This window comes from Methylobacterium sp. NPDC080182 (assembly GCF_050281105.1).
In the GTDB taxonomy this organism is placed as follows: Bacteria; Pseudomonadota; Alphaproteobacteria; order Rhizobiales; family Beijerinckiaceae; genus Methylobacterium.
The window spans coordinates 23862-43398 of sequence record NZ_JBNNWO010000008.1 but is presented as its reverse complement, the minus strand read 5'-3'; the positions used below and the strand labels follow the sequence as shown (position 1 = coordinate 43398).

At 71.4% G+C, this 19537-nt stretch carries 17 protein-coding genes and 1 tRNA gene; 8 read left to right on the top strand and 10 right to left on the bottom strand.

Annotation, left to right across the window (positions count from 1 at the left end; translation table 11 throughout):
• The first annotated feature begins 11 nt into the window (after nt 1-11).
• The gene (locus tag ACQKQD_RS15165; RefSeq protein ID WP_020091975.1) at nt 12-1160 is read left to right on the top strand and encodes an ABC transporter permease; all 1149 of its coding nucleotides are present in this window, start codon (nt 12-14) and stop codon (nt 1158-1160) included.
• A 24-nt stretch (nt 1161-1184) separates the two neighbouring features.
• Here ACQKQD_RS15165 and ACQKQD_RS15160 read toward each other — a convergent pair whose 3' ends face one another.
• Nucleotides 1185-3401: a sensor histidine kinase gene (locus ACQKQD_RS15160; RefSeq protein ID WP_427508761.1), complete on the bottom strand. Its 2217-nt coding sequence runs from the start codon at nt 3399-3401 to the stop codon at nt 1185-1187.
• Between the two features lie 55 nt (nt 3402-3456).
• Nucleotides 3457-3798, bottom strand: a complete 342-nt coding sequence (locus ACQKQD_RS15155) for a SelT/SelW/SelH family protein (RefSeq protein ID WP_234082982.1) — start codon at nt 3796-3798, stop codon at nt 3457-3459.
• 258 nt (nt 3799-4056) lie between these two features.
• On the opposite strand from ACQKQD_RS15155, the gene ACQKQD_RS15150 reads away from it, so the two are divergent.
• Nucleotides 4057-4131: transfer RNA gene (locus ACQKQD_RS15150), tRNA-Val, on the top strand.
• A 156-nt stretch (nt 4132-4287) separates the two neighbouring features.
• On the top strand, nt 4288-5820 hold the full coding sequence (locus ACQKQD_RS15145) for an acyl-CoA carboxylase subunit beta (RefSeq protein ID WP_020091972.1): 1533 nt from the start codon (nt 4288-4290) through the stop codon (nt 5818-5820).
• Between the two features lie 43 nt (nt 5821-5863).
• Here ACQKQD_RS15145 and ACQKQD_RS15140 read toward each other — a convergent pair whose 3' ends face one another.
• The 3 genes from ACQKQD_RS15140 to ACQKQD_RS15130 all read right to left on the bottom strand — a co-directional run bounded on the left by ACQKQD_RS15140 (nt 5864) and on the right by ACQKQD_RS15130 (nt 8069).
• A complete protein-coding gene (locus ACQKQD_RS15140; RefSeq protein WP_427508760.1) occupies nt 5864-6325 on the bottom strand; it encodes an ABC transporter ATPase in 462 nt (153 codons plus the stop codon).
• Nucleotides 6326-6402: 77 nt separating this feature from the next.
• Nucleotides 6403-6957, bottom strand: coding sequence for a TerB family tellurite resistance protein (locus tag ACQKQD_RS15135; protein ID WP_091976565.1), 555 nt, complete (start codon nt 6955-6957; stop codon nt 6403-6405).
• Between the two features lie 191 nt (nt 6958-7148).
• Nucleotides 7149-8069: a metallophosphoesterase gene (locus tag ACQKQD_RS15130; protein WP_427508759.1), complete on the bottom strand. Its 921-nt coding sequence runs from the start codon at nt 8067-8069 to the stop codon at nt 7149-7151.
• A gap of 183 nt (nt 8070-8252) precedes the next feature.
• Between ACQKQD_RS15130 and hemC the strand changes: the two genes are divergently transcribed.
• Nucleotides 8253-9176 (top strand): hydroxymethylbilane synthase, encoded by a 924-nt coding sequence (gene hemC / locus ACQKQD_RS15125; protein WP_427508758.1) that lies wholly within the window; start codon nt 8253-8255, stop codon nt 9174-9176.
• 10 nt (nt 9177-9186) lie between these two features.
• Entirely contained in the window at nt 9187-10098 is a 912-nt protein-coding gene (locus tag ACQKQD_RS15120) for a PhzF family phenazine biosynthesis protein (protein ID WP_427508757.1), read from the top strand.
• Nucleotides 10099-10148: 50 nt separating this feature from the next.
• On the opposite strand, the gene ACQKQD_RS15115 is transcribed toward ACQKQD_RS15120, so the two are convergent.
• The 4 genes from ACQKQD_RS15115 to ACQKQD_RS15100 all read right to left on the bottom strand — a co-directional run bounded on the left by ACQKQD_RS15115 (nt 10149) and on the right by ACQKQD_RS15100 (nt 14508).
• Nucleotides 10149-10277, bottom strand: a complete 129-nt coding sequence (locus ACQKQD_RS15115) for a hypothetical protein (protein ID WP_427508756.1) — start codon at nt 10275-10277, stop codon at nt 10149-10151.
• A gap of 22 nt (nt 10278-10299) precedes the next feature.
• Nucleotides 10300-11370, bottom strand: coding sequence for a phytoene/squalene synthase family protein (locus ACQKQD_RS15110; RefSeq protein ID WP_427508755.1), 1071 nt, complete (start codon nt 11368-11370; stop codon nt 10300-10302).
• Nucleotides 11351-12874, bottom strand: a complete 1524-nt coding sequence (locus ACQKQD_RS15105) for a phytoene desaturase (RefSeq protein WP_427508754.1) — start codon at nt 12872-12874, stop codon at nt 11351-11353. The genes ACQKQD_RS15110 and ACQKQD_RS15105 overlap by 20 nt, the downstream gene beginning before the upstream one ends.
• Nucleotides 12875-12948: 74 nt before the next feature.
• Nucleotides 12949-14508 carry a hypothetical protein gene (locus ACQKQD_RS15100; RefSeq protein WP_427508753.1) on the bottom strand — a complete coding sequence of 520 codons (1560 nt, stop codon included), beginning with the start codon at nt 14506-14508 and terminating at the stop codon, nt 12949-12951.
• A 321-nt stretch (nt 14509-14829) separates the two neighbouring features.
• Between ACQKQD_RS15100 and fcl the strand changes: the two genes are divergently transcribed.
• From fcl to ACQKQD_RS15085, 3 genes are all read left to right on the top strand, one after another.
• On the top strand, nt 14830-15801 hold the full coding sequence (gene fcl / locus ACQKQD_RS15095) for a GDP-L-fucose synthase (protein WP_427508752.1): 972 nt from the start codon (nt 14830-14832) through the stop codon (nt 15799-15801).
• A gap of 77 nt (nt 15802-15878) precedes the next feature.
• The gene (locus ACQKQD_RS15090) at nt 15879-16901 is read left to right on the top strand and encodes an SGNH/GDSL hydrolase family protein (protein ID WP_427508751.1); all 1023 of its coding nucleotides are present in this window, start codon (nt 15879-15881) and stop codon (nt 16899-16901) included.
• A 3-nt stretch (nt 16902-16904) separates the two neighbouring features.
• Nucleotides 16905-17603, top strand: coding sequence for a GDSL-type esterase/lipase family protein (locus ACQKQD_RS15085; protein ID WP_427508750.1), 699 nt, complete (start codon nt 16905-16907; stop codon nt 17601-17603).
• On the opposite strand, the gene ilvD is transcribed toward ACQKQD_RS15085, so the two are convergent.
• The gene (gene ilvD, locus ACQKQD_RS15080) at nt 17604-19433 is read right to left on the bottom strand and encodes a dihydroxy-acid dehydratase (RefSeq protein ID WP_427508749.1); all 1830 of its coding nucleotides are present in this window, start codon (nt 19431-19433) and stop codon (nt 17604-17606) included. It lies immediately after the preceding gene.
• Nucleotides 19434-19537 lie beyond the last annotated feature (104 nt).

The window sequence follows — 19537 nt, the reverse complement described above, 5'->3', positions numbered from 1 at the left end:
CTCGCCCCGCGATGACCGACGCGCTGCCCGCATCCGGACACTTCGTCGATCCGGCGCCCTTCGAGCCGGAGGCCCGGACCGAGAGCCCGGTCGCCACGGCCTCCGCGTGGCGGCTCATCCTCCGCAAGTTCCTGCGCCACCGCCTCGCCGTGGCCTCGGCCCTGATCCTGCTCGCGCTCTACGCGACCGTGCCGTTCGTCGAGCAGCTCGCGCCCTATGGACAGGCCCGCCGCAACGGCGACTTCCTCTACGCGCCGCCACAGGGCGTGCACCTGTTCCACGAGGGCCGCTTCGTCGGGCCGTTCGTCTATCCCTACCGGGCCCATCTCGACCTCGACACGTTCCGCCGGGACTACAAGGTGGACGCCGCCGCCCCGCAGCCGCTGCGCTTCCTCTGCCGGGGCGACGGCTACGACTGGCTGGGGCTCGTCCGCACCGACCTGCACCTCGTCTGCCCGCCGGAGAACGGCACGCTGTTCCTCCTCGGCACCGACAAGCTCGGGCGTGACCTGTTCTCGCGCATGATCTACGGGGCCCGGATCTCCCTCACCATCGGCCTCGTGGGCGTCGCCATCTCGTTCGCGCTCGGGCTCTTCTTCGGCGGGATCGCGGGCTATTTCGGCGGCGTCGTCGATGCCGGGGTGCAGCGGCTGATCGAGGTGGTGCGCTCCCTGCCGGAGCTGCCGCTCTGGCTCGCCCTGTCGGCGGCGCTGCCGCCGAACTGGAGCCCGCTGCTGATCTTCTTCGGCATCACGGTGATCCTCGGCCTGCTCGACTGGCCGGGGCTCGCGCGGGCGGTGCGCGGGAAGCTCCTGGCGCTGCGGGAGGAGGATTTCGTCCAGGCCGCCGAGCTGATGGGCGCCTCGCCGACCCGGGTTATCGGCCGTCACCTGATCCCGAACTTCATGAGCCACCTGATCGCGTCGGCGACGCTGTCGATCCCAACCATGATCCTCGGCGAGACCGCCCTGTCGTTCCTGGGCCTCGGACTCAGACCGCCGGTGACCAGCTGGGGCGTGCTGCTCAACGAGGCGCAGAATCTCGCGGCGGTGCAGCTCTACCCCTGGCTGCTTCTGCCGGTCCTGCCCGTGCTGGTGACGGTGCTCGCCTTCAACTTCATGGGTGACGGCCTGCGCGACGCTGCCGATCCGTACCACTGAGGGGCGCGCGCCGCGCCGTGTGGCCTACCCGGCGAGCGGCAGCGGCGCGATCCGCGTCGGGGCGGCGACGCCCTTGCGCTCGAGCAGGCCCGGCGGCGGCACCGGGGCGTCGATGGTGCACACCACGCCGGTCGGCTCGTAGTTCAGCACCACCTCGCCGGCGAGCTCGCGCGCCAGACTGCGCTCGATCAGGCGCGAGCCGAATCCGGTCCGCGTCGGCTTCTTCACCGGCGGGCCGCCGCGCTCGGACCAGCGGAGCGAGAGCTGCATCTCATCCAGGCGCCGCACCGTCCAGGAGATCTCGACCGTGCCGCCCTCGGTCGAGAGCGCGCCGTACTTCACGGCGTTTGTGCCGAGCTCGTGCAGGGCCATGGCGATGGACAGCGCGAGCCGCGGCGGCAGCCGCAGGGCCGGTCCCTGAACCTGGAACCGCGAGGCCCGGCCGTCGCCGGCCTCCAGCGGCCGGATCGCGTCCGCCACGACGGCGGAGAGTTCCGCTCCCTCCCAGCTCTCCCGGGTCAGCACGTCGTGCACCCGCGCCAGGGCGAGGAGGCGCGCCTCGAAGGCGGCGCGCGCCGCGTCGGCCTCGGCGCCTTCCAGCCCGCGCAGCGACTGGGCCGCGATCGACTGCACCGTCGCCAGGGTGTTCTTCACCCGGTGGTTCAACTCGTGGATCAAGAGCAGGAGGTGCTCCTCGGCGTTCTTCGTGTCGGTGATGTCGATGTTGCAGCCGGTGTAGCCCAGGAAGTTCTGGGCGTCGTCGAGCCGCGGCACGCCCTCGCACTGGAGCCAGCGCACCGCGCCCGTCCGGTCGATCACCCGCGCCTCCGTGCGGAACGGGATCCGGGCCTCGAACGCCTCCGTGAAGGCGCTGCGGAAATTCTCCAGGTCGTCGGGATGCACGATCTGGTGCCAGCCGTCGTCGTTGAACCGTGCGGCCGGCAGCCCGAACAGGTGCTCGAAATGGAGGTTGGCGAAGCTGACCGCGCCGGTCTCGTCGGTCATCCAGATCAGGGCCGGCGCCGAATCGGCCATGTGCCGGAAGCGCGCCTCGGATTCGCTCAGGGCGCTCAGGCCGCGCTTTGTCTCGGCGAGCGCCCGGTCGCGCTCCTCCTCCCGGGTGCGCAGCCGGAGAGACGCCTCCGACAGCACGACGCCGAGCCGCTGGATCTCGTGGACCGGCGACGACACGCGCGGGATCGCCTCGCCCCGGGCCAGGGCAGGCCCCGAAGCGGCCAGCAGCCGGAGGGGGCGCGAGACCCGCGACCAGAGGTTCACCGCCAGGAGCGACGAGGTGGCCAGCACCAGCAGGCCGAAGCCCGCGAAGGCCCAGATCCAGCGCCGCACCCGCGCGTCGACGAGAGCCTGCGGGATGCTGGTCGCGACCATCCAGCCGGTGAGCCGCGAGCGCGCCTCGATCACCACCACCGGCTTGTGCTGGCGATCCTGGCCTTCCCAGACCCCGGGCGTCGACGACTGCACCTGGCGGAGGCTGGCGAGGCGCTGCTTGCCGACCACCGCCTCGGGATCGGGCAGGCGCGCCAGGACGATGCCCGACCTGTCGCTGATCCCCGTCGTCCAGCCCGGGACGACTTCCCGGGATAGGATGCCCTGCAGGCGTGACAGGGGAACGGTGAAGCTCAGGATGTAGCCGACCTCGCCGTCGACCATGACGGGCACGCCGACCGCGTAGGTGGCCTCGCTCGGCATCGGGCCCGGCACGTAGCCGCTCACCATGGCGCGCTGCGTGCCGCGGGCCAGATCCTGGTCGAAGGGTAGCGTCACGACCGGCATCGGCGCGCCGCGCGGCACGCCGGTATTCACCATCTCCTGCCCGTTGGGCCGGCGCAGGAGCACGTCCAGGTCGATCGATTCGCGGACGAGGCGCGCCTGGGCGTCGAACGCCTCGAAGTCGCCCTGCCGGATCCGCGGTGAGGTCGCCAGAGTCTGCAGCACCGACACGAGACCGGCAGTGTCGCGGTCCAGGGACAGGCCGATGCCGCGCACGTTCTCGCGGGCGTCCTGCTCGAACCGTGCCCGCTCGGCGGAGGCGTAGCGCATCAGCAGGATGCTGGTGAACAGCAGGCCGGGGCCGATCAGCGCGATCACCAGCGCGATCAGGTAGACCTGAGTCGAGAAGCCGTTTCGCCCGAAGCGGTGCAGCCGCCGCGACAGCCAGGAACGGCGCGCGGGAATCACCGCGGGGACGCCCGCGCCCTCGGCGTGATGGTCCGGACTCAAGCGGGGTCCGTCCCCGGCCCGCGGTGCCACGCGGGCTCGTCGCCGTTCCCTCGCCTCATGACCGGTCGATATGACCGAGATCGCGTGTCGGGTCGAGGTGGTCGCGCACGCGCTGCTTCAGCGCCTTCACGTCCGGGAAACCGCCGTCGCGCACCCGTTCCCACAGGAGCACCCCGTCCAGTTGGATGTTGAAAGCGCCCCCCGTGGCCGGGACGAGGGCGACCTCGCCCAGATCATCGCGAAACGTCGAGAGGAGTTCCTGCGCCATCCAGGCGGAGCGCAGCAGCCAGTTGCATTGGGTGCAGTACGTGATCGCGACGCGCGGCCGTCCTGGCCTCGCCGCGCCCTCCACCGTCACGTCGCTGCCGGGCTTCGCGCCCGCTGGCCCATCGTGCATGCCCGCACAGCGCACCCGGCCGGCGCCCTTGTCAACCTCACGCACGCGCACGTCGGCGTGCCCCGGGCCGGCGACGGCGGCGCTCCGCCGAGTGCGGTGCGTATCTGGACGCCTGCTCGAACGCTCGTCCGGCTGTCAGCCAACATCGCCGGCCGCGCTTGACGTCGCGGCCCGCCGCGCTCTAGAAGGCCCGCCACCGGGTCGCGGCGCCCCCACGGGCGAGCGGCGATGGCGTGCGCTCAGGCAGCACGCCGGTACGGACGGTTAGCACAGCGGTAGTGCGTTCCCTTCACACGGGAAAGGTCGCAGGTTCGATCCCTGCACCGTCCACCATCATCCCTATCCCCCGAAGGTCTGATCCCGCGGCTCCCCGCGTCGGTTTGCCACCCGAAAAGCGCGTGCTAAGGGCGCTCGATCGGTGAACGCATAAGCTTGGACCCGGCCCGATCCGGGTCGCAGGTCACAGGCAGGGGAAGGGCGGGAACAGCCATGAAGGACATCCTCGACAAGCTCGAAGAGCGGCGGGCGCAGGCCCGGCTCGGCGGCGGTGAGAAGCGCGTCGAGGCCCAGCACAAGCGCGGCAAGCTCACGGCGCGCGAGCGCATCGAACTCCTCCTCGACCACGGGTCGTTCGAGGAGTTCGACATGTTCGTGCAGCACCGCTCCACCGATTTCGGCATGGAGAAGCAGAAGATCCCCGGCGACGGCGTCGTGACCGGCTGGGGCACGATCAACGGCCGCACGGTCTTCCTCTTCTCGAAGGACTTCACGGTGTTCGGCGGCTCGCTGTCCGAGGCGCATGCCCAGAAGATCGTGAAGGTTCAGGACATGGCGCTGAAGATGCGCGCCCCGATCATCGGTATCTTCGACGCCGGCGGCGCGCGCATCCAGGAGGGCGTCGCGGCGCTCGGCGGCTACGGCGAGGTGTTCCGCCGCAACGTCATGGCCTCGGGCGTCATCCCGCAGATCTCGGTGATCATGGGTCCCTGCGCGGGCGGCGACGTCTACTCGCCGGCCATGACCGACTTCATCTTCATGGTTCGCGACACGAGCTACATGTTCGTGACCGGCCCCGACGTGGTGAAGACCGTCACCAACGAGGTCGTGACCGCCGAGGAACTCGGCGGCGCCAAGGTCCACACGACCAAGTCGTCGATCGCCGACGGGTCCTTCGAGAACGACGTCGAGGCGATCCTCCAGATCCGCCGCCTCCTCGACTTCCTCCCGGCGAACAACATCGACGGCGTGCCGGAGCTCGAGAGCTTCGACGACGTCAACCGGATCGACGCGTCCCTCGACACGCTGATCCCCGACAACCCGAACAAGCCCTACGACATGGGCGAGCTGATCCGCCGCGTGGTGGACGAGGGCGACTTCTTCGAGATCCAGTCCGCCTACGCGCGCAACATCATCACCGGGTTCGGCCGGATCGAGGGCCGGACCGTCGGCTTCGTGGCCAACCAGCCGCTGGTGCTCGCGGGCGTGCTCGATTCGGACGCCTCGCGGAAAGCCGCGCGCTTCGTGCGCTACTGCGACGCCTTCGGCATCCCGATCGTCACCTTCGTGGACGTGCCGGGCTTCCTGCCGGGCACGGCGCAGGAATACGGCGGCCTGATCAAGCACGGCGCCAAGCTGCTCTTCGCCTACTCGCAGGCGACGGTGCCGCTGGTCACGATCATCACCCGCAAGGCCTTCGGCGGCGCCTACGACGTCATGGCGTCGAAGCACGTCGGCGCGGACGTGAACTACGCGTGGCCGACGGCGCAGATCGCCGTGATGGGCGCGAAGGGCGCGGTCGAGATCATCTTCCGCAGTGAGATCGGCGACCCGGAGAAGATCGCGGCGCGCACCGGCGAGTACGAGGACCGGTTCCTCTCGCCCTTCGTGGCGGCCGAGCGCGGCTACATCGACGAGGTGATCATGCCGCACTCGACCCGCCGCCGGATCGCCAAGGCCCTCGGGATGCTCCGCACCAAGAAGATGGAGCAGCCCTGGAAGAAGCACGACAACATCCCGCTCTGATCTGAGGCGGGCGCACGGGCCGGCGGCCGCGCCGCCGCCGGTCTCAGCTGCGGTTGCTGTTCTCGATCACCGCGCACAGCGTCAGCGGGCCCTTGTCGGGTGACACCATCGCTGAGCAGGTGACCCGGGCCCCGCCGAGATCGACGTTGCTGTGCCTGAGCTTCGTGGCCGTCGCCTGGGCCCGGTGCGCGGCCTCGGTGATCACGGCGGCGTCGATGCCGGTCACCGCGTGCCCGGCCTGACCGAACAGGTCGTAGTAGCGGTCGGGCGGGTTCGCGCCGCGAAACTGCGCGCCCACAGAGGACAGGTTTGGCCCGCCGCAGGCCAGCGTCAGGGTCATGTCCGGACCGGCCGTGAAGCTCGCGTAGTCGCTCCGGCGCTCGGCCGTCTTGGCCGCCGTCTCGGCCGTGACCTTGTCGACCAGCGCGTCGCAGGACTGTGCCCGGGCGGGGCCGGCGCCGGCCGAGAGGACGGTGAAGACGAGGAGAGGCAGGAGCGCGCGCATGCCCGCGAGGTAGCGCGGCGGTCCGGAAAGGCGAGCGGCGCGGCGTTCCGGCGCGCCTCGCCCCACCCCGATGCGGATCAGGCGGATTCGCCCCGTCCCCTGACCAGGACGGGTCCCTCGCCGACGAGGAGGCGCCGCTTGAGGCGGGCGATGCCCTCGCGCTGCAACTCGCTGGGCGGGGAATGCGCGCTGGCCACCTGGGTCAGCATCGCGATCAGCTCGCCCCGCTCGGACACCGTCAGCGCGTCGCGCAGCAGCGGCGCCAGGGCGTCGGCGACCTGCGAGAACGGGAGACGCGCCTGCGTGTAGCCCCAGGCCCGCTCGAAGGCGGCCGAGATCCGATCCACCTCGAGCGGACGCTCCATGTATTCGAGGATCCGCGTCTTCTCGCTGGCGGTGAGGGGGCTGCCGGTCCGGACCAGCTGGATCATCAGGATCACCGCCGCCAGGCGCGGGTCGCGGACGCGCTGCAACGGCGTCCCCACGAGGTTCTGGAAGGTCGAGACGGCGCGGCGCTGAAGCCCCTTCGTGTCCCGGTTGACCTCCTGCAGGCCCTTGACGGTCCCGTGCGTCCGCAAGATCCAGAACAGTCCCGCGACGATGATCCCGATGAGGCCGAGCAGGATCGGCATGAGCGTCCCCAGATCGAATCGACGCGGGACGCTCTCACGCACATCTCGGTGTGTCAAACCCGCGTCAATGCCTGCGAATGACCGCTCTGACTTGCGGGATCGCGCACGCCGGCGACACATCCATTGCGCGCGACCTGGATCTACTTCACCGATGCGGCGACCGTCGGCGTCCGCGTGACGCTCTCGCGCGCTCAGCTTGCGGTCGCGGACGCGTCCGACGTGCCGAGCTCGAGGAGGACGATCTCCGGAGGGACGCCCATCCGCACGGGGATCCGGCTCATCCCGAAACCGCCCGAGACGATCATGTGGCGGCCGTCCTGGACGATGTGGCCGTAGGAGTAATCGTGGCCGCGCACCTTCCGGATCGCGGGGGCGTGGCCGAACAGCCGGACCTGGCCGCCATGGGTGTGGCCGGCGAGGGTCAGCGAGACGCGGTCAGGCACGGAGACGAAGATGTCGGGTTCGTGGGCCATCAGGATCACGGGCGCCGAGTCCGTGACCGATCGCAGCGTTCGCGGCAGGTCGGCCAGGCTGAACGTGCTCCACGCGTTGAGGAACGGCAGCTGGTCGCCGAGCCCGGCCAGCCAGAACGGCCGCCCGTCCTTCACGAGGCGCACGGCCTGATTCTCCAGAACCGGGATGCCCTGCGCCTCCAGCAGGCGCCGCACCGCCGGAACGCCGCGGCCGGCCCGCTGGACGGCGTGGTCGTCCCACCAATCGTGGTTGCCGAGGATCGCGTGCGTGCCGAGGGGCGCCTTCAGCTCGGTCATCATCCGGGCGAACTGGTCGAGCGGCAGCTTGCGCCACGCGATGCGCCCGGCCGGGTAGTCGCCGAGCAGCAGGACCAGATCGGGCGCGAGGGCGTTGGTGGCCGCGACGATCTCCGCCACCCGGTCGAACGGCATGTACGGCTCGCAGATGTGGAAATCCGCCAGCACCGCCACCCGCAGGCGCAGCGCCGGATCCCAGCGCGGCAGGGACGGCGCGTAGGACGTGACCACGAGCCGGTGCAGCGGCTCGACGTCGAAGGCGTAGACGCCCGTCGCGGCGGTGAGGCCGGCGCCCACGCCGAGCCCGGTCAGGAACTGCCGGCGGCTCGGCATGATCAGCATCGCGATAAGACCTGTAGGCTCCAGAACCCGCCGGGGTCCCGCTAGGCGCGCAGTCCGGCGAAAGCGGGGCGGCCCGCCTTCACGGCCGCGAGACCCTGGCCCGAAACCGGTTGACGGAATGTGGCCTGCCGCCGCGCTCGGTCTATAAGGCAGTGTCTCGTCCAGCGAAGCGATCCGGAACAGATGTTGAACCGCCCCCTGCGCATCGGCACCCGCGGCTCTCCGATGGCGCTCGCGCAGACCGGGATGGTGCGCGACCGGATCGTGGCGGCCAATCCGGGCCTCGAGACCGAGCTGGTGGTCGTGACCACCGTGGCCGACAAGATCCTGGACCGGCCCCTGTCCGAGATCGGCGGCAAGGGCCTGTTCACCAAGGAACTCGAGCAGGCCCTGTTCGCCGGCGAGGTCGACGTCGCCGTGCATTCGATGAAGGACGTGGAGACCTGGCTCCCCGACGGCCTCGCCATCGCCTGCATCCTCGCGCGCGACGACCCGCGGGACGCGTTCCTGTCGCCGCACGCCGACGGCCTGTCCGGGCTGCCGGCCGGCGCCCGGGTCGGGACCTCGTCGCTCCGCCGCGGCGCGCAGGTGCTGATGCGGCGGCCCGATCTCCGAGTGGTCCCGCTGCGGGGCAACGCCAACACCCGGATGCGCAAGCTGGAGGCCGGCGAGTGCGACGCGACGCTCCTCGCCATCGCGGGCCTGGAGCGCCTCGGCCTGGAGAGCATGGCGCGCAGCGTCCTGCCGGTCGAGGAGATGCTGCCGGCCGTTGCGCAGGGCGCCCTGGGCATCGAGTGCCGCTCGGACGACGCGGCGATCCGCGACCTCCTGGCGCCCATCGCCTGCGCGCGGACCACCATCGCGGTCTCGGCCGAGCGGGCGCTGCTCGCGGAACTCGACGGGTCCTGCCGGACGCCCATCGCCGCCCTGGCGCAGATCGACGGGGACACTCTGCGGATCGACGGGCTGCTCTTCCTGCCCGACGGCAGCCGCCACTGGGCGGCGTCCCGGCAGGGGCCCGTCGCGGAGGCGGAGCGGATCGGCCGCGAGGCGGGCGCGGCCCTCAAGGCGGCGGCCGGCGACACCTATACCCGTCACCTCCAGTGAGGGCCGGCCGATGCCGCCCGTGACTGTGGTCGACGTCTTCACGCACGCCGGCACGGGCGGCAATCCCTGTCCCGTCGTCTCCGACGCGCGGGCCCTCGACGCGGAGGCCATGCGGGGCGTCGCCCGGCGGTACGGCCACGAATCGGGCTTCGCGCTGCCGGCCGATGACCCGGCCCACGATCTGCACCTCCGCTTCTTCGTGCCGAACCACGAGATGGAGATGTGCGCCCACGCCACGATCGGCGTCCTGTGGGTGCTCGCCCGCGAGGGGCGCCTCCCGGAGGGGTCGGTCCGCATCGCCACCGGCAGCGGTTCCGTAACGGGGTTCGTCAGCCCGCGCGGCGCGGATGCTTGGAGCGTCGCGATCACGCAGTCGGTCGGCCGCGTGCGGCCCCTGACGGACGAGCAGAGCGCCGCAGTTCAAGCGGCGCTCGGAATCGGGCGCGACGCCCTCGCTGCGCGGCCGGTCCACAACGCTGTGACGTCGCGGGTCAAGACGCTCGTGCCGATGCGCGACGCGGCGGCGCTGAACGCCCTCGCGCCCGCCAGCGATGCCGTCGAGGCTGCCTGCACGCGGATCGGGTCGACCGGCCTCTATCCCTACGCCGTGCTGGACGGCCCGGCCCGGCTGTTCGAGGCGCGGCAGTTTCCCCGCGCCTCCGGCTATCCCGAGGACGCCGCCACGGGCATCGCGGCCGCAGCCCTGGCCTTCGGGCTGTTGCAGGACGGCCTCATCGAGCCGGACGACCGTCCGATCCGGATCCTGCAGGGTCGGGCTATGGGCCGCCTGTCCGAGATCCGGGTGCGGCTCGGCTTCGTGGACGGCCGCCCGGTCGGGTGCCTGCTGGAGGGCGACGTCGCGCTCGCCGGATCCGCCGACCGCGTGACCGCGACGGATGAGGGCGGCCGGATCGCGGGGTAGTGGCTCACCCCGCCGTCACGGCCCGGAGGCCGCCGTCGGTAACCGTGGCCTCAATCCACCTTGCCGTCCCGGTCGCGGCGGATGCTGCGGCGGACCGCGATGAGCTGCAAGACCCCGACACCCAGCGCCAGGGCGAAGACGAGTCCGATATCGAGGGCGGCGAACAGCCCGTCGCGCACCGATGAGCCTCCGCCGCGTCGATCAGGACGGTGCGGAGCGGCCGAACGCCTCGCGCTCGCGCATCCGCTCGATCAGATCGAGGACGTGCACGACCCGGCCGCCGACGTCCCACCAGGGCCGCAGCGCCGGGCGCGCGCGCATCGGCAGGACCGGCTCGGCCGCCACGGCCTCGATCAGGAACGCCGTCTCGGGAAGCGGGGCCGCGCCGAGGCCGGCCGCGTCCGCGGGCGTTCGGATCGCGCGGACGATCAGGGCGAGCTTCCGCGCCGTCGTGACCCGGGCGCGGTGGCGGACCGAATCGTAGCCCTGCGCCGCAACGACCCGGCCGATCTCGGCGTAGATCAGCCCCGCCGCCCGGATCGAGGGCCGGCAGCCGCGTGGCAGCACCGCGATGCCCGCCTCGGCGCGCGCGTAGAGGCTGTCCGCCTCGGCGAGGAGGCGAGCCACCACGCCGGCCAGGACCGGGCTCGGCCGCGGATCGGCGAGGAACGCGTCCGGATCGAGCCCCGCCTCCCGCATCCAGTCCAGCGGCAGGTAGAGGCGGCCCATCCGCGCGTCCTCGCCGACGTCGCGCGCGATGTTGGTGAGCTGCATCGCGGCGCCGAGATCGCAGGCGCGGGCCAGCGCGTCGGGACAGCGGGTCCCCATGATCAGGGCCATCATCGCCCCGACCGAGCCCGCGACCCGGGCAGCGTAGGCGTGGAGCGCCCCGAGATCGGCGTAGCGCCGGTCCTCGGCGTCCCAGGCGAAGCCCTCGATCAGCGCGCGCGGCAGCGCTTCCGGGATCGCGTGGGCCGCGACGATCTCCGCGAAGGCGCGGTCCGCCGGGGCGTCGGCGGGACGGCCCGCGTAGGCCTGGCCGATCCGGGCCTCGAGACGCGCCACGGCGCCGCGCCGGTCGGCCGGGCTCGCCGCATCGTCGACGAGATCGTCGGACAGCCGGCAGAAGGCGTAGAGGCCGTAAGCCGCCTCGCGCATGTCGGCCGGCAGCAGCTGGCCGGCCGCGAAGAAGCTCTTCGAGCCGGCCCGGATCGCCATCCGGCAGGCGGTCCGGTCGGCCGCGGCGGCGAATTCAGGCGGAAACGCGGGCATCGGGGACCACGCTGTCGAGGATGCGGGCGGAGGACAGCACCCCGGGGAGGCCGGCCCCCGGATGCGTGCCGGCCCCCACAAGGTAGAGGTTGCGGACTGCGCTCGACCGGTTGTGCGGACGGAACCAGGCCGATTGCGTCAGCACCGGCTCCAGGCCGAATCCGGAGCCCCGGTAGCTCAGGAAATCGTCCTGGAAATCCAGCGGCGTCGTCACCTTCGAGGTCACGATGGCCTCCGACAGGCCGGGCATCACGCTCGCCTCGAGCAGGGCGGCGATCCGGCGCCGGTACGGTTCGGCGAGGGTCTGCCAATCCTGGCCGCCGGCGAGGTTCGGCACCGGCGCCAGCACGTAGAAGGCGTCGCATCCCGGTGGGGCGAGGCTCGGATCGGTGGCGGTCGGACGGTGCAGGTAGAGGCTCGCGTCCTCGGCCAGCACCTTGCGGTCGAAGATGTCGGCGAGCAGGCCGCGGTATCGGGGCCCGAGCAGGATCGTGTGGTGATCCACCGCCGGGTAGAGCCGCTTGGTGCCGAAGTACCAGACGAACAGTCCCATCGACGAGCGGGCCCGCTGGAACCGCCCCGGGCTCCAGCGCTGCGCCTCCGGAAGCAGGCGCGCGTGCGTCACGGCCGAATCGGCGTTGGACACCACGACGTCGGCCGCGATCGTCTCGCCGCCGGTCAGGTCGACGCCGGTGGCCGCCCCCGCCTCGACCCGGATGCGCGCGACCTCGACGCCGAGGCGCAGGCGGCCGCCCTGCGACCGGATCAGCCGCACCAGCCCGTCGACCAGCTGCCCCGTACCGCCCATCGCGAAGTGAACGCCCCAGCGCCGCTCGAGGTCGGCGATCAGGCAGTAGATGGCGCTGGCCCGGAACGGGTTGCCGCCGATCAGGAGCGGATGGAAGCTGAAGACCGTGCGCAGCCGCTCGTCGCGGATGAAGCGCGCCACCACGTCGTGCACCGAGCGGTGTCCCGAGAGGCGCAGCAGGTCGGGCGCGATCTTGAGCATCGCGCCGACGCTGCCGAACGGCACGTGTCCGAGCTGCTCGAACCCGATCCGGCAGACGGCGCGGCTGTGCGCCATGAAGCGCTCGTACCCCGCGACGTCGTCCGGCGCGAAGCGGGCCACCTCGGCGCGCATCCGGTCCACGTCGCCGCTGTAGGCGAAGGACGTGCCGTCGGCGAAGCGGATCCGGTAGAACGGATCCATCGGCACCAGCGTCACGTCGTCAGCGAGCCTGCGGCCGGCCAGCTGCCACAACTTCTCGAAGAGCTGGGGCGCGGTGACGATGGTCGGACCGGCGTCGAAGGTGAAGCCGTCCTGCCGGTGGACGCGGGCCCGTCCCCCGGGCTGCGCGAGGCGCTCCAGCACGGTGACCCGATAGCCGCGCGCGCCCAGCCGGACCGCCGCGGCGAGACCGCCGAAGCCCGAGCCGACCACGACGGCGTGCGGGCGCCGATCGATCTCTTGCGCAACCCGATGGTCGACCGCGAGTGTCAGCATTGCTTGACACTATCGCGGTCCTTTCCCGCCGCGCAAGGACGAAATCGTGCGCGTCCCTGGCGATGATGGCCGTGTCAGAATTCGCCCGCGAGGCCGGCGCGGACACCGACGGCGTTGTCGCCGCCGTAGGCCACGCCGGCGGTCACCGCGATCGGGACGCAGCAGGTCGGCAACCGGTGCGCCACAGCGAGGCCGCCCGCCCACTCGCCCCGGTAGGTCGCCCCGTTGGTGGCCCAGGTCGTCTTGCCCGGCGCCGACGGCATCGGCGCGGTCGCCATCGCGATGGCCATGGCGACGCCCTGCCGGGCCTCCTTGCGGGTCTGGATGGCGTAGCGCTGGACCGAGTCGGTCTTGGCTTCCAAATTGTTGACCTGCGCCTGCACCGAATCGATCCGGTTGCCGAGTCCGGCGATCGTCGACGGTCCGTAGGCCGAGGCCGCGAGGTTACCGTTCGCGTCCGTAGTCACGAAGGCCGTCGCTCCGCTCTGGGCGGCGGCGCTCGCCTGCGAGGCGATGCCGGCCAGCGTGTAGGTGTTCGCGGAATTGCCGATCGCCACCTGGTTGGCCTGGGTCGTCTTCACGTTCGCGCCGATCGCGATCGTGTTGGCCTGATTGGCGGCCGCCCCGTTGCCGAGCGCGACGCTGTTGTTGCCGGCCGCCGAGGCGGCCGCACCGACGGCGGTCGAGCCGGTTCCGGTCGCGCCGGCGACGAAGCCCAGAGCGGTGCTGCCGGCTCCGGACGCCGCGGAGGCCGTGCCGATCGCCGTTCCGCCGAGTCCCTGTGCACTCGCCGCGTAGCCGAGGGCGACGCTGCCGGTGTTGGCCGCGCTGGCGCCCGTGCCGACGGCTGTCGAGGCCGTCCCGGCCGCGCTCGAACCGTAGCCCACCGCCAGCGCGTCGCTGCCGACGGCGATCGGCGCGGCCTGGTTGCTGGTGTTGTTCGCGGCGACGCCCGTGACGCTCGTGAGCTGCGAGAGCCTCAGCTCGTTGATGACGGTCTGCCCCTGGGACTGCGTCACGTTGCCGGTGATGATGTAGATGCCCTGATTGGACCCGCCACCAGTACCACCACCACCGGTTCCGCCCCCGCCGGTCCCACCCCCGCCGGTGCCGCCGCATGTGCCGCAGCCGCCCGTTCCGGTCCCTCCCGCGGTTCCCAGGGTCAGACCGGTGCCGAGCAGCCCGTCTCCCGGACCGGTCGTGCCGACGAGCACGCCGGTCCCGAGCACACCCCCGCCGGTGGTCCCGACGTTGAGCCCCGTTCCGAGGACGCCGGTCCCGGGAGCGGTGGTGCCGACCGTCACGCCGGTGCCGAGCACGCTGCCGCCGGTCGTGGTCCCGACATTGACGCCGGTCCCGAGGACGCCGGTCCCGGGATTGGTGGTGCCGACCGTGACGCCCGTGCCGAGAAGCCCGCCATTGGTCGTCCCGACATTGAGGCCGGTTCCGAGCACGCCGCTGCCGGGGCTGCTCGTGCCGATCGTGAGCCCGGTGCCGAGGATGCCATTCGTGGTTGTATCCAGCGCGCCGCGCAGGAGCTGCGCCTGGGCGGGCGTCGCCAGGGCCGTGCAGAGCAGGAGCCCGGCCGCGATCGGGATCGCGCGGGCGGCGCCCGGACGGATGACAGCGATCATCGCAGTCCGCGGCGTAACCGGGACGACGGTCAAGGGACGCATCTGGAACTCCATTGCTGCGCGGCCGGGGAGCGATTCCGATCCGGCCCTGCAACCCGTTGGTCGGCAAGCAGGAACGAGATGCAGCTTCTGGTAGAATGATTAACGCTAACTTTCAGTTGTATTTGGTTTCGTCGTTTCCCGTACAATGACGCGGTTCGCGGAGGCCGGCGCGCGCCCCGTGGCCCGCCTCAGAAAACGCGTGTTTGCGCGGCGATATCGCGCCGCAAAGGGGCTATAGGGGCTTGGAAATCCGAGCTTTCGGCAGGGAACGGACGCGTGATGGACGGTCGAGGTCAGACCATTTTCGTGGCGGGCCATCGCGGCATGGTGGGCTCGGCGATCGTGCGTCGCCTGCGTGAGCGCGGTCACGAGCGGATCCTCACGGCCGACCGCCGGACCCTCGACCTCCTCGATCAGGCCGCGGTCCGGCGCTTCTTCGCCGAGAACCGCATCGACCAAGTCTACCTCGCCGCCGCGCGCGTCGGCGGCATCCACGCCAACAACACCTACCCGGCCGAGTTCATCCACGAGAACCTGCTGATCCAGTCGAACCTGATCGACGCCGCGCACACGCACGGCGTCGACCGGCTGCTGTTCCTGGGCTCGTCCTGCATCTACCCGAAGCTCGCGCCCCAGCCGATGCGCGAGGACGCCCTGCTGACCGGGCTGCTCGAGCCGACCAACGAGCCCTACGCGATCGCCAAGATCGCGGGGATCAAGATGTGCGAGAGCTACAACCGGCAGTACGGGCGCCGCTATCGCAGCGTGATGCCGACCAACCTCTACGGCCCGAACGACAACTTCCATCCCGAGAACGCCCACGTGCTGCCGGCGCTGATGCGCCGCTTCCACGAGGCGAAGCGGGACGGTCTGGCGAAGGTCACGGTCTGGGGCACCGGCCGGGCGATGCGCGAGTTCCTGCACGTCGACGACATGGCACGGGCCAGCGTCTACGTGATGGAGATGGACGACGCGGTCTACGCCGCGAACACGCGCCCCGACCTCTCGCACATCAACGTCGGGACGGGTGAGGACTGCACCATCCGTCAGCTCGCCGAGGCGCTCGCGCGGGTGATCGGCTACGCGGGCGAGCTGGCGTTCGACGCGACCAAGCCGGACGGCACGCCGCGCAAGCTGATGGACGTGTCGCGGCTGCGGGCGATGGGCTGGCGGCCGGAGATCGCCCTCGAGGACGGCCTGCGCCAGACCTACGGCTGGTTCCTGGAGAACCACGCGACGCTGCGGAGCTGAGCGGGCCCGCCGTCGCGCCGCCCGGCTCACCGACCATCGCACAGCCACCGGGCATCCGCCCGGCGAGGAGACGGACCATGGCCCACCGGCCGCCCGACGACAGCGCGGACGCGCGACGGCGGAAGTTCCTGCAGAGCTTCCAGAATTTCGACGCGAACAGCCGGTTTCCCGCGCCCTACGCGCAGTTCGCCGGGAAGCCGCTGACCGAGGCGTCCGGTCAGGGCTGGCGCTACGACGCCCTCGGGTATCGCAACGACGCGCACGCGGACGCGCGGCCGCCCTCCGAGACGCTGCGGGTCTTCGTCGTCGGCGACAGTACGCTGATCGACGGCCAGGTCTTCGCCGACACCGTGCCCGGACGGCTGGAGACCGGGCTGAAGCAGGCGCACGGGCCCGGCGCGCGGGTCTACAATTTCGGCGCGGTCTCGGCCTGTCTCAACCAGATGATCGCCCTGATCACGACGCGGCTGATGGACCTGCAGCCCGACGTCATCCTGGTCGTCGGCGGCGCGACCGACATCTTCCAGCCGTGGAGCTTCGATCCGCGGGCCGGCGTTCCCTACAATCACTTCGCGAACGAGAGCCTCTACGACTACTTCTTCGACCCGAGGAAATCCGCCGAGGACGCGGAGGACCTGTCGTATGACGGCCTGCAGGCGATGATCTTCAATCGCCTCGAGAACCTGCGCGCGCTCACGAACTGGCAGTCCGACATCTGGGAATGGGAGGTGGTGCGGCAGTTCGAGCTGGCGCTCAGGCGCCTCGCGCGGCTCGCGCCCGGGATCGGCGCGCCGGTCCGGTTTCTCCTGCAGCCGACGGTCGTCCGCAAGGGGACGCTCGCGGGTGCGGAGGCCGGCGCCGCGTCCGGCGCGTTCCTCGCCTATCTCGACCGCCAGTACGAGCGCTTCGAGAATGTCCTCGGGCGGCTGGACACGGCCGACCGGGCCTTCGCGGCGCGGAACCTGAGCCGGCTGTTCGAGGCCGACACCCGCGCCCTGTTCACCGACATCGTCCACGTGACTTCGGAGGGGCGCCAAGTGATGGCCGACCGTCTCCAGGCGGAGGTGGTCGAGACGGTCGGGGCGGCGACGGCCGCCTGAGCCATGGCCGAACCGATCGTCTTCGTGGGCGACTCGATCACGGAGCTCTGGGGCTTCCACCGGGCCGGCACTTTCGAGGCCTACGGCCTCATCCCCCGTGGCGGCTCCGGGCAGACGGCGCGCTGGATCACCATGCGGTTCGCCCGCGACCTCGCGGAGACCGGCGCCCGGGGCGTGCATCTCCTGTGCGGCGTCAACGATATCGGCCGCAACGAGGGTGTCTTCGTCCCGGTCGAGGAGATCTGCCGCACGCTCGCCGGCATGCTCGACGAGGCCCGCGCCCTGGGCGTGAAGGCCTGGATCGGCTCGCTCACGCCGGTGGACGGCATCCCGTGGAACCCGGAGGTGTGGGACGCCCCCGCCATGATCGCGGCGGTCAACGCGTGGCTCCGGGACCACGCCCACGAGCACGGCGCGACGTTCATCGATTACCACGCCGTGCTGGTGTCCGAGTCCGGCGGGCTCCGGCCGGATTACGGGACGGACGGGCTCCACCTGAGCCCGGCCGGATACGCGGCGATCGAACCGTTGATGCTCCGGGCGCTGGGGCGCATCCCGGATGCCCCATCCGCCCCTGCCCTGTCGGTGAACGGTGCGCCCGCGAACACGGCCCGGTCCGTCCGCGCGCGCCTCATCGGCGCCGCGGTGGCGGCGGCGGCCCTGCTGGCCGCCATCGCCGCCCTGGTCCTCGAGCTCCGCTGATCAGACCCGGCGCACCGCGCCGTGCGCCGCGCTCGTCGTGAGCATGGCGTAGGCGCGCAGGGCCGCGCTCACCTTCCGCTTGCGCGGCTTCGCCGGCTGCCAGCCCGCCGCCTCCTGAGCGGCCCGCCGCTGGTCGAGCTCCGCCGTCTCGACATCGAGGTGGATGCGCCGGTTCGGGATGTCAATGGCGATCCGGTCGCCGTCGCGCACGAGGCCGATGAGGCCGCCCTCGGCCGCCTCGGGCGAGACGTGCCCGATGGACAGGCCCGACGACCCGCCGGAGAATCGTCCGTCGGTGACGAGAGCGCAGGCCTTACCCAGACCCTTCGATTTCAGGTAGCTCGTCGGGTAGAGCATCTCCTGCATGCCGGGGCCGCCGCGGGGGCCCTCGTAGCGGATCAGCACCACTTCGCCGGCCGTGACCTTGCCGTTGAGGATGCCGTCGACGGCCGCGTCCTGGCTCTCGAACACGCGGGCGGTGCCCGTGAAGGTCAGGATCGAGGCGTCGACGCCCGCGGTCTTCACGATGCAGCCCTGCTCGGCGAGATTGCCGTAGAGCACGGCGAGGCCGCCATCCTGCGAGTAGGCGTGCGCCGCGTCGCGGATGACGCCGCCCTCCCGGTCGAGGTCGAGCGCGTCGAAGCGCGATTCCTGGCTGAACGCCACCTGGGTCGGCACGCCGCCCGGGGCCGCGCGGTAGAAGGTCTGGACCGAGGCGGCCGGTTCGCCGCGCACGTCCCAGCGGGCGAGCGCCCCGCCGAGCGTTCCGGCCGAGACGTTGCCGACGCCGGTGTCGATCAGGCCGGCCCGGTCGAGCTCGCCCAGGATCCCCATGATGCCGCCCGCCCGGTGGACGTCCTCCATGTGGACGTTGGCCACCGCCGGGGCGACCTTGCACAGCACCGGCACCCGCCGGGACAGCCGGTCGATATCGGCCATGGTGAAGGGCACCTCGCCCTCGTGGGCGGCGGCCAGCAGGTGCAGCACCGTATTGGTCGAGCCGCCCATGGCGATGTCGAGGGTCATGGCGTTCTCGAACGCCTGGAAGCTCGCGACCGCGCGCGGCAGCACGCTGGTGTCGTCCTGCTCGTAGTGGCGGCGGGCCAGATCGACGATCAGATGGCCGGCCTCGACGAAGAGGCGCTTGCGGTCGGCGTGGGTGGCGAGCACCGAGCCGTTGCCCGGCAGGGCCAACCCGAGGGCCTCGGTGAGGCAGTTCATCGAGTTTGCCGTGAACATGCCCGAGCAGGAGCCGCAGGTCGGGCAGGCGGAGCGCTCGATGACGGCGACGTCCTCGTCGGAAATCCGGTCGTCGGCCGCCGCGATCATCGCGTCGACGAGGTCGACCTTCCTCGCGATGCCCGGCAGCTGGACCTTGCCGGCCTCCATCGGGCCGCCCGAGACGAAGACGGTCGGGATGTTGAGGCGCAGCGTCGCCATCAGCATGCCGGGGGTGATCTTGTCGCAGTTCGAGATGCACACCATCGCGTCGGCGCAGTGCGCGTTGACCATGTACTCGACGGAATCGGCGATCAGCTCGCGGGACGGCAGCGAGTACAGCATCCCATCGTGGCCCATCGCGATCCCGTCATCGACCGCGATGGTGTTGAACTCCTTGGCGACGCCGCCGGCCGCCTCGATCTCCCGGGCGACGAGCTGGCCGAGGTCCTTGAGGTGAACGTGGCCCGGCACGAACTGCGTGAAGGAGTTCACCACCGCGATGATCGGCTTGCCGAAATCCGAATCCTTCATGCCGGTGGCGCGCCAGAGGCCGCGGGCACCGGCCATGTTGCGGCCGTGGGTGGTGGTGCGTGAGCGATAGGCAGGCATCGAGAGCTTCGACTGGTTCAAAGGTGAAGGGCTTCTGCGCCCGCGCCCGCGCATCCGCAAGCGTCGCCGGGAGACCGGCACCCGTGGCATGCTTCTGGCGGATG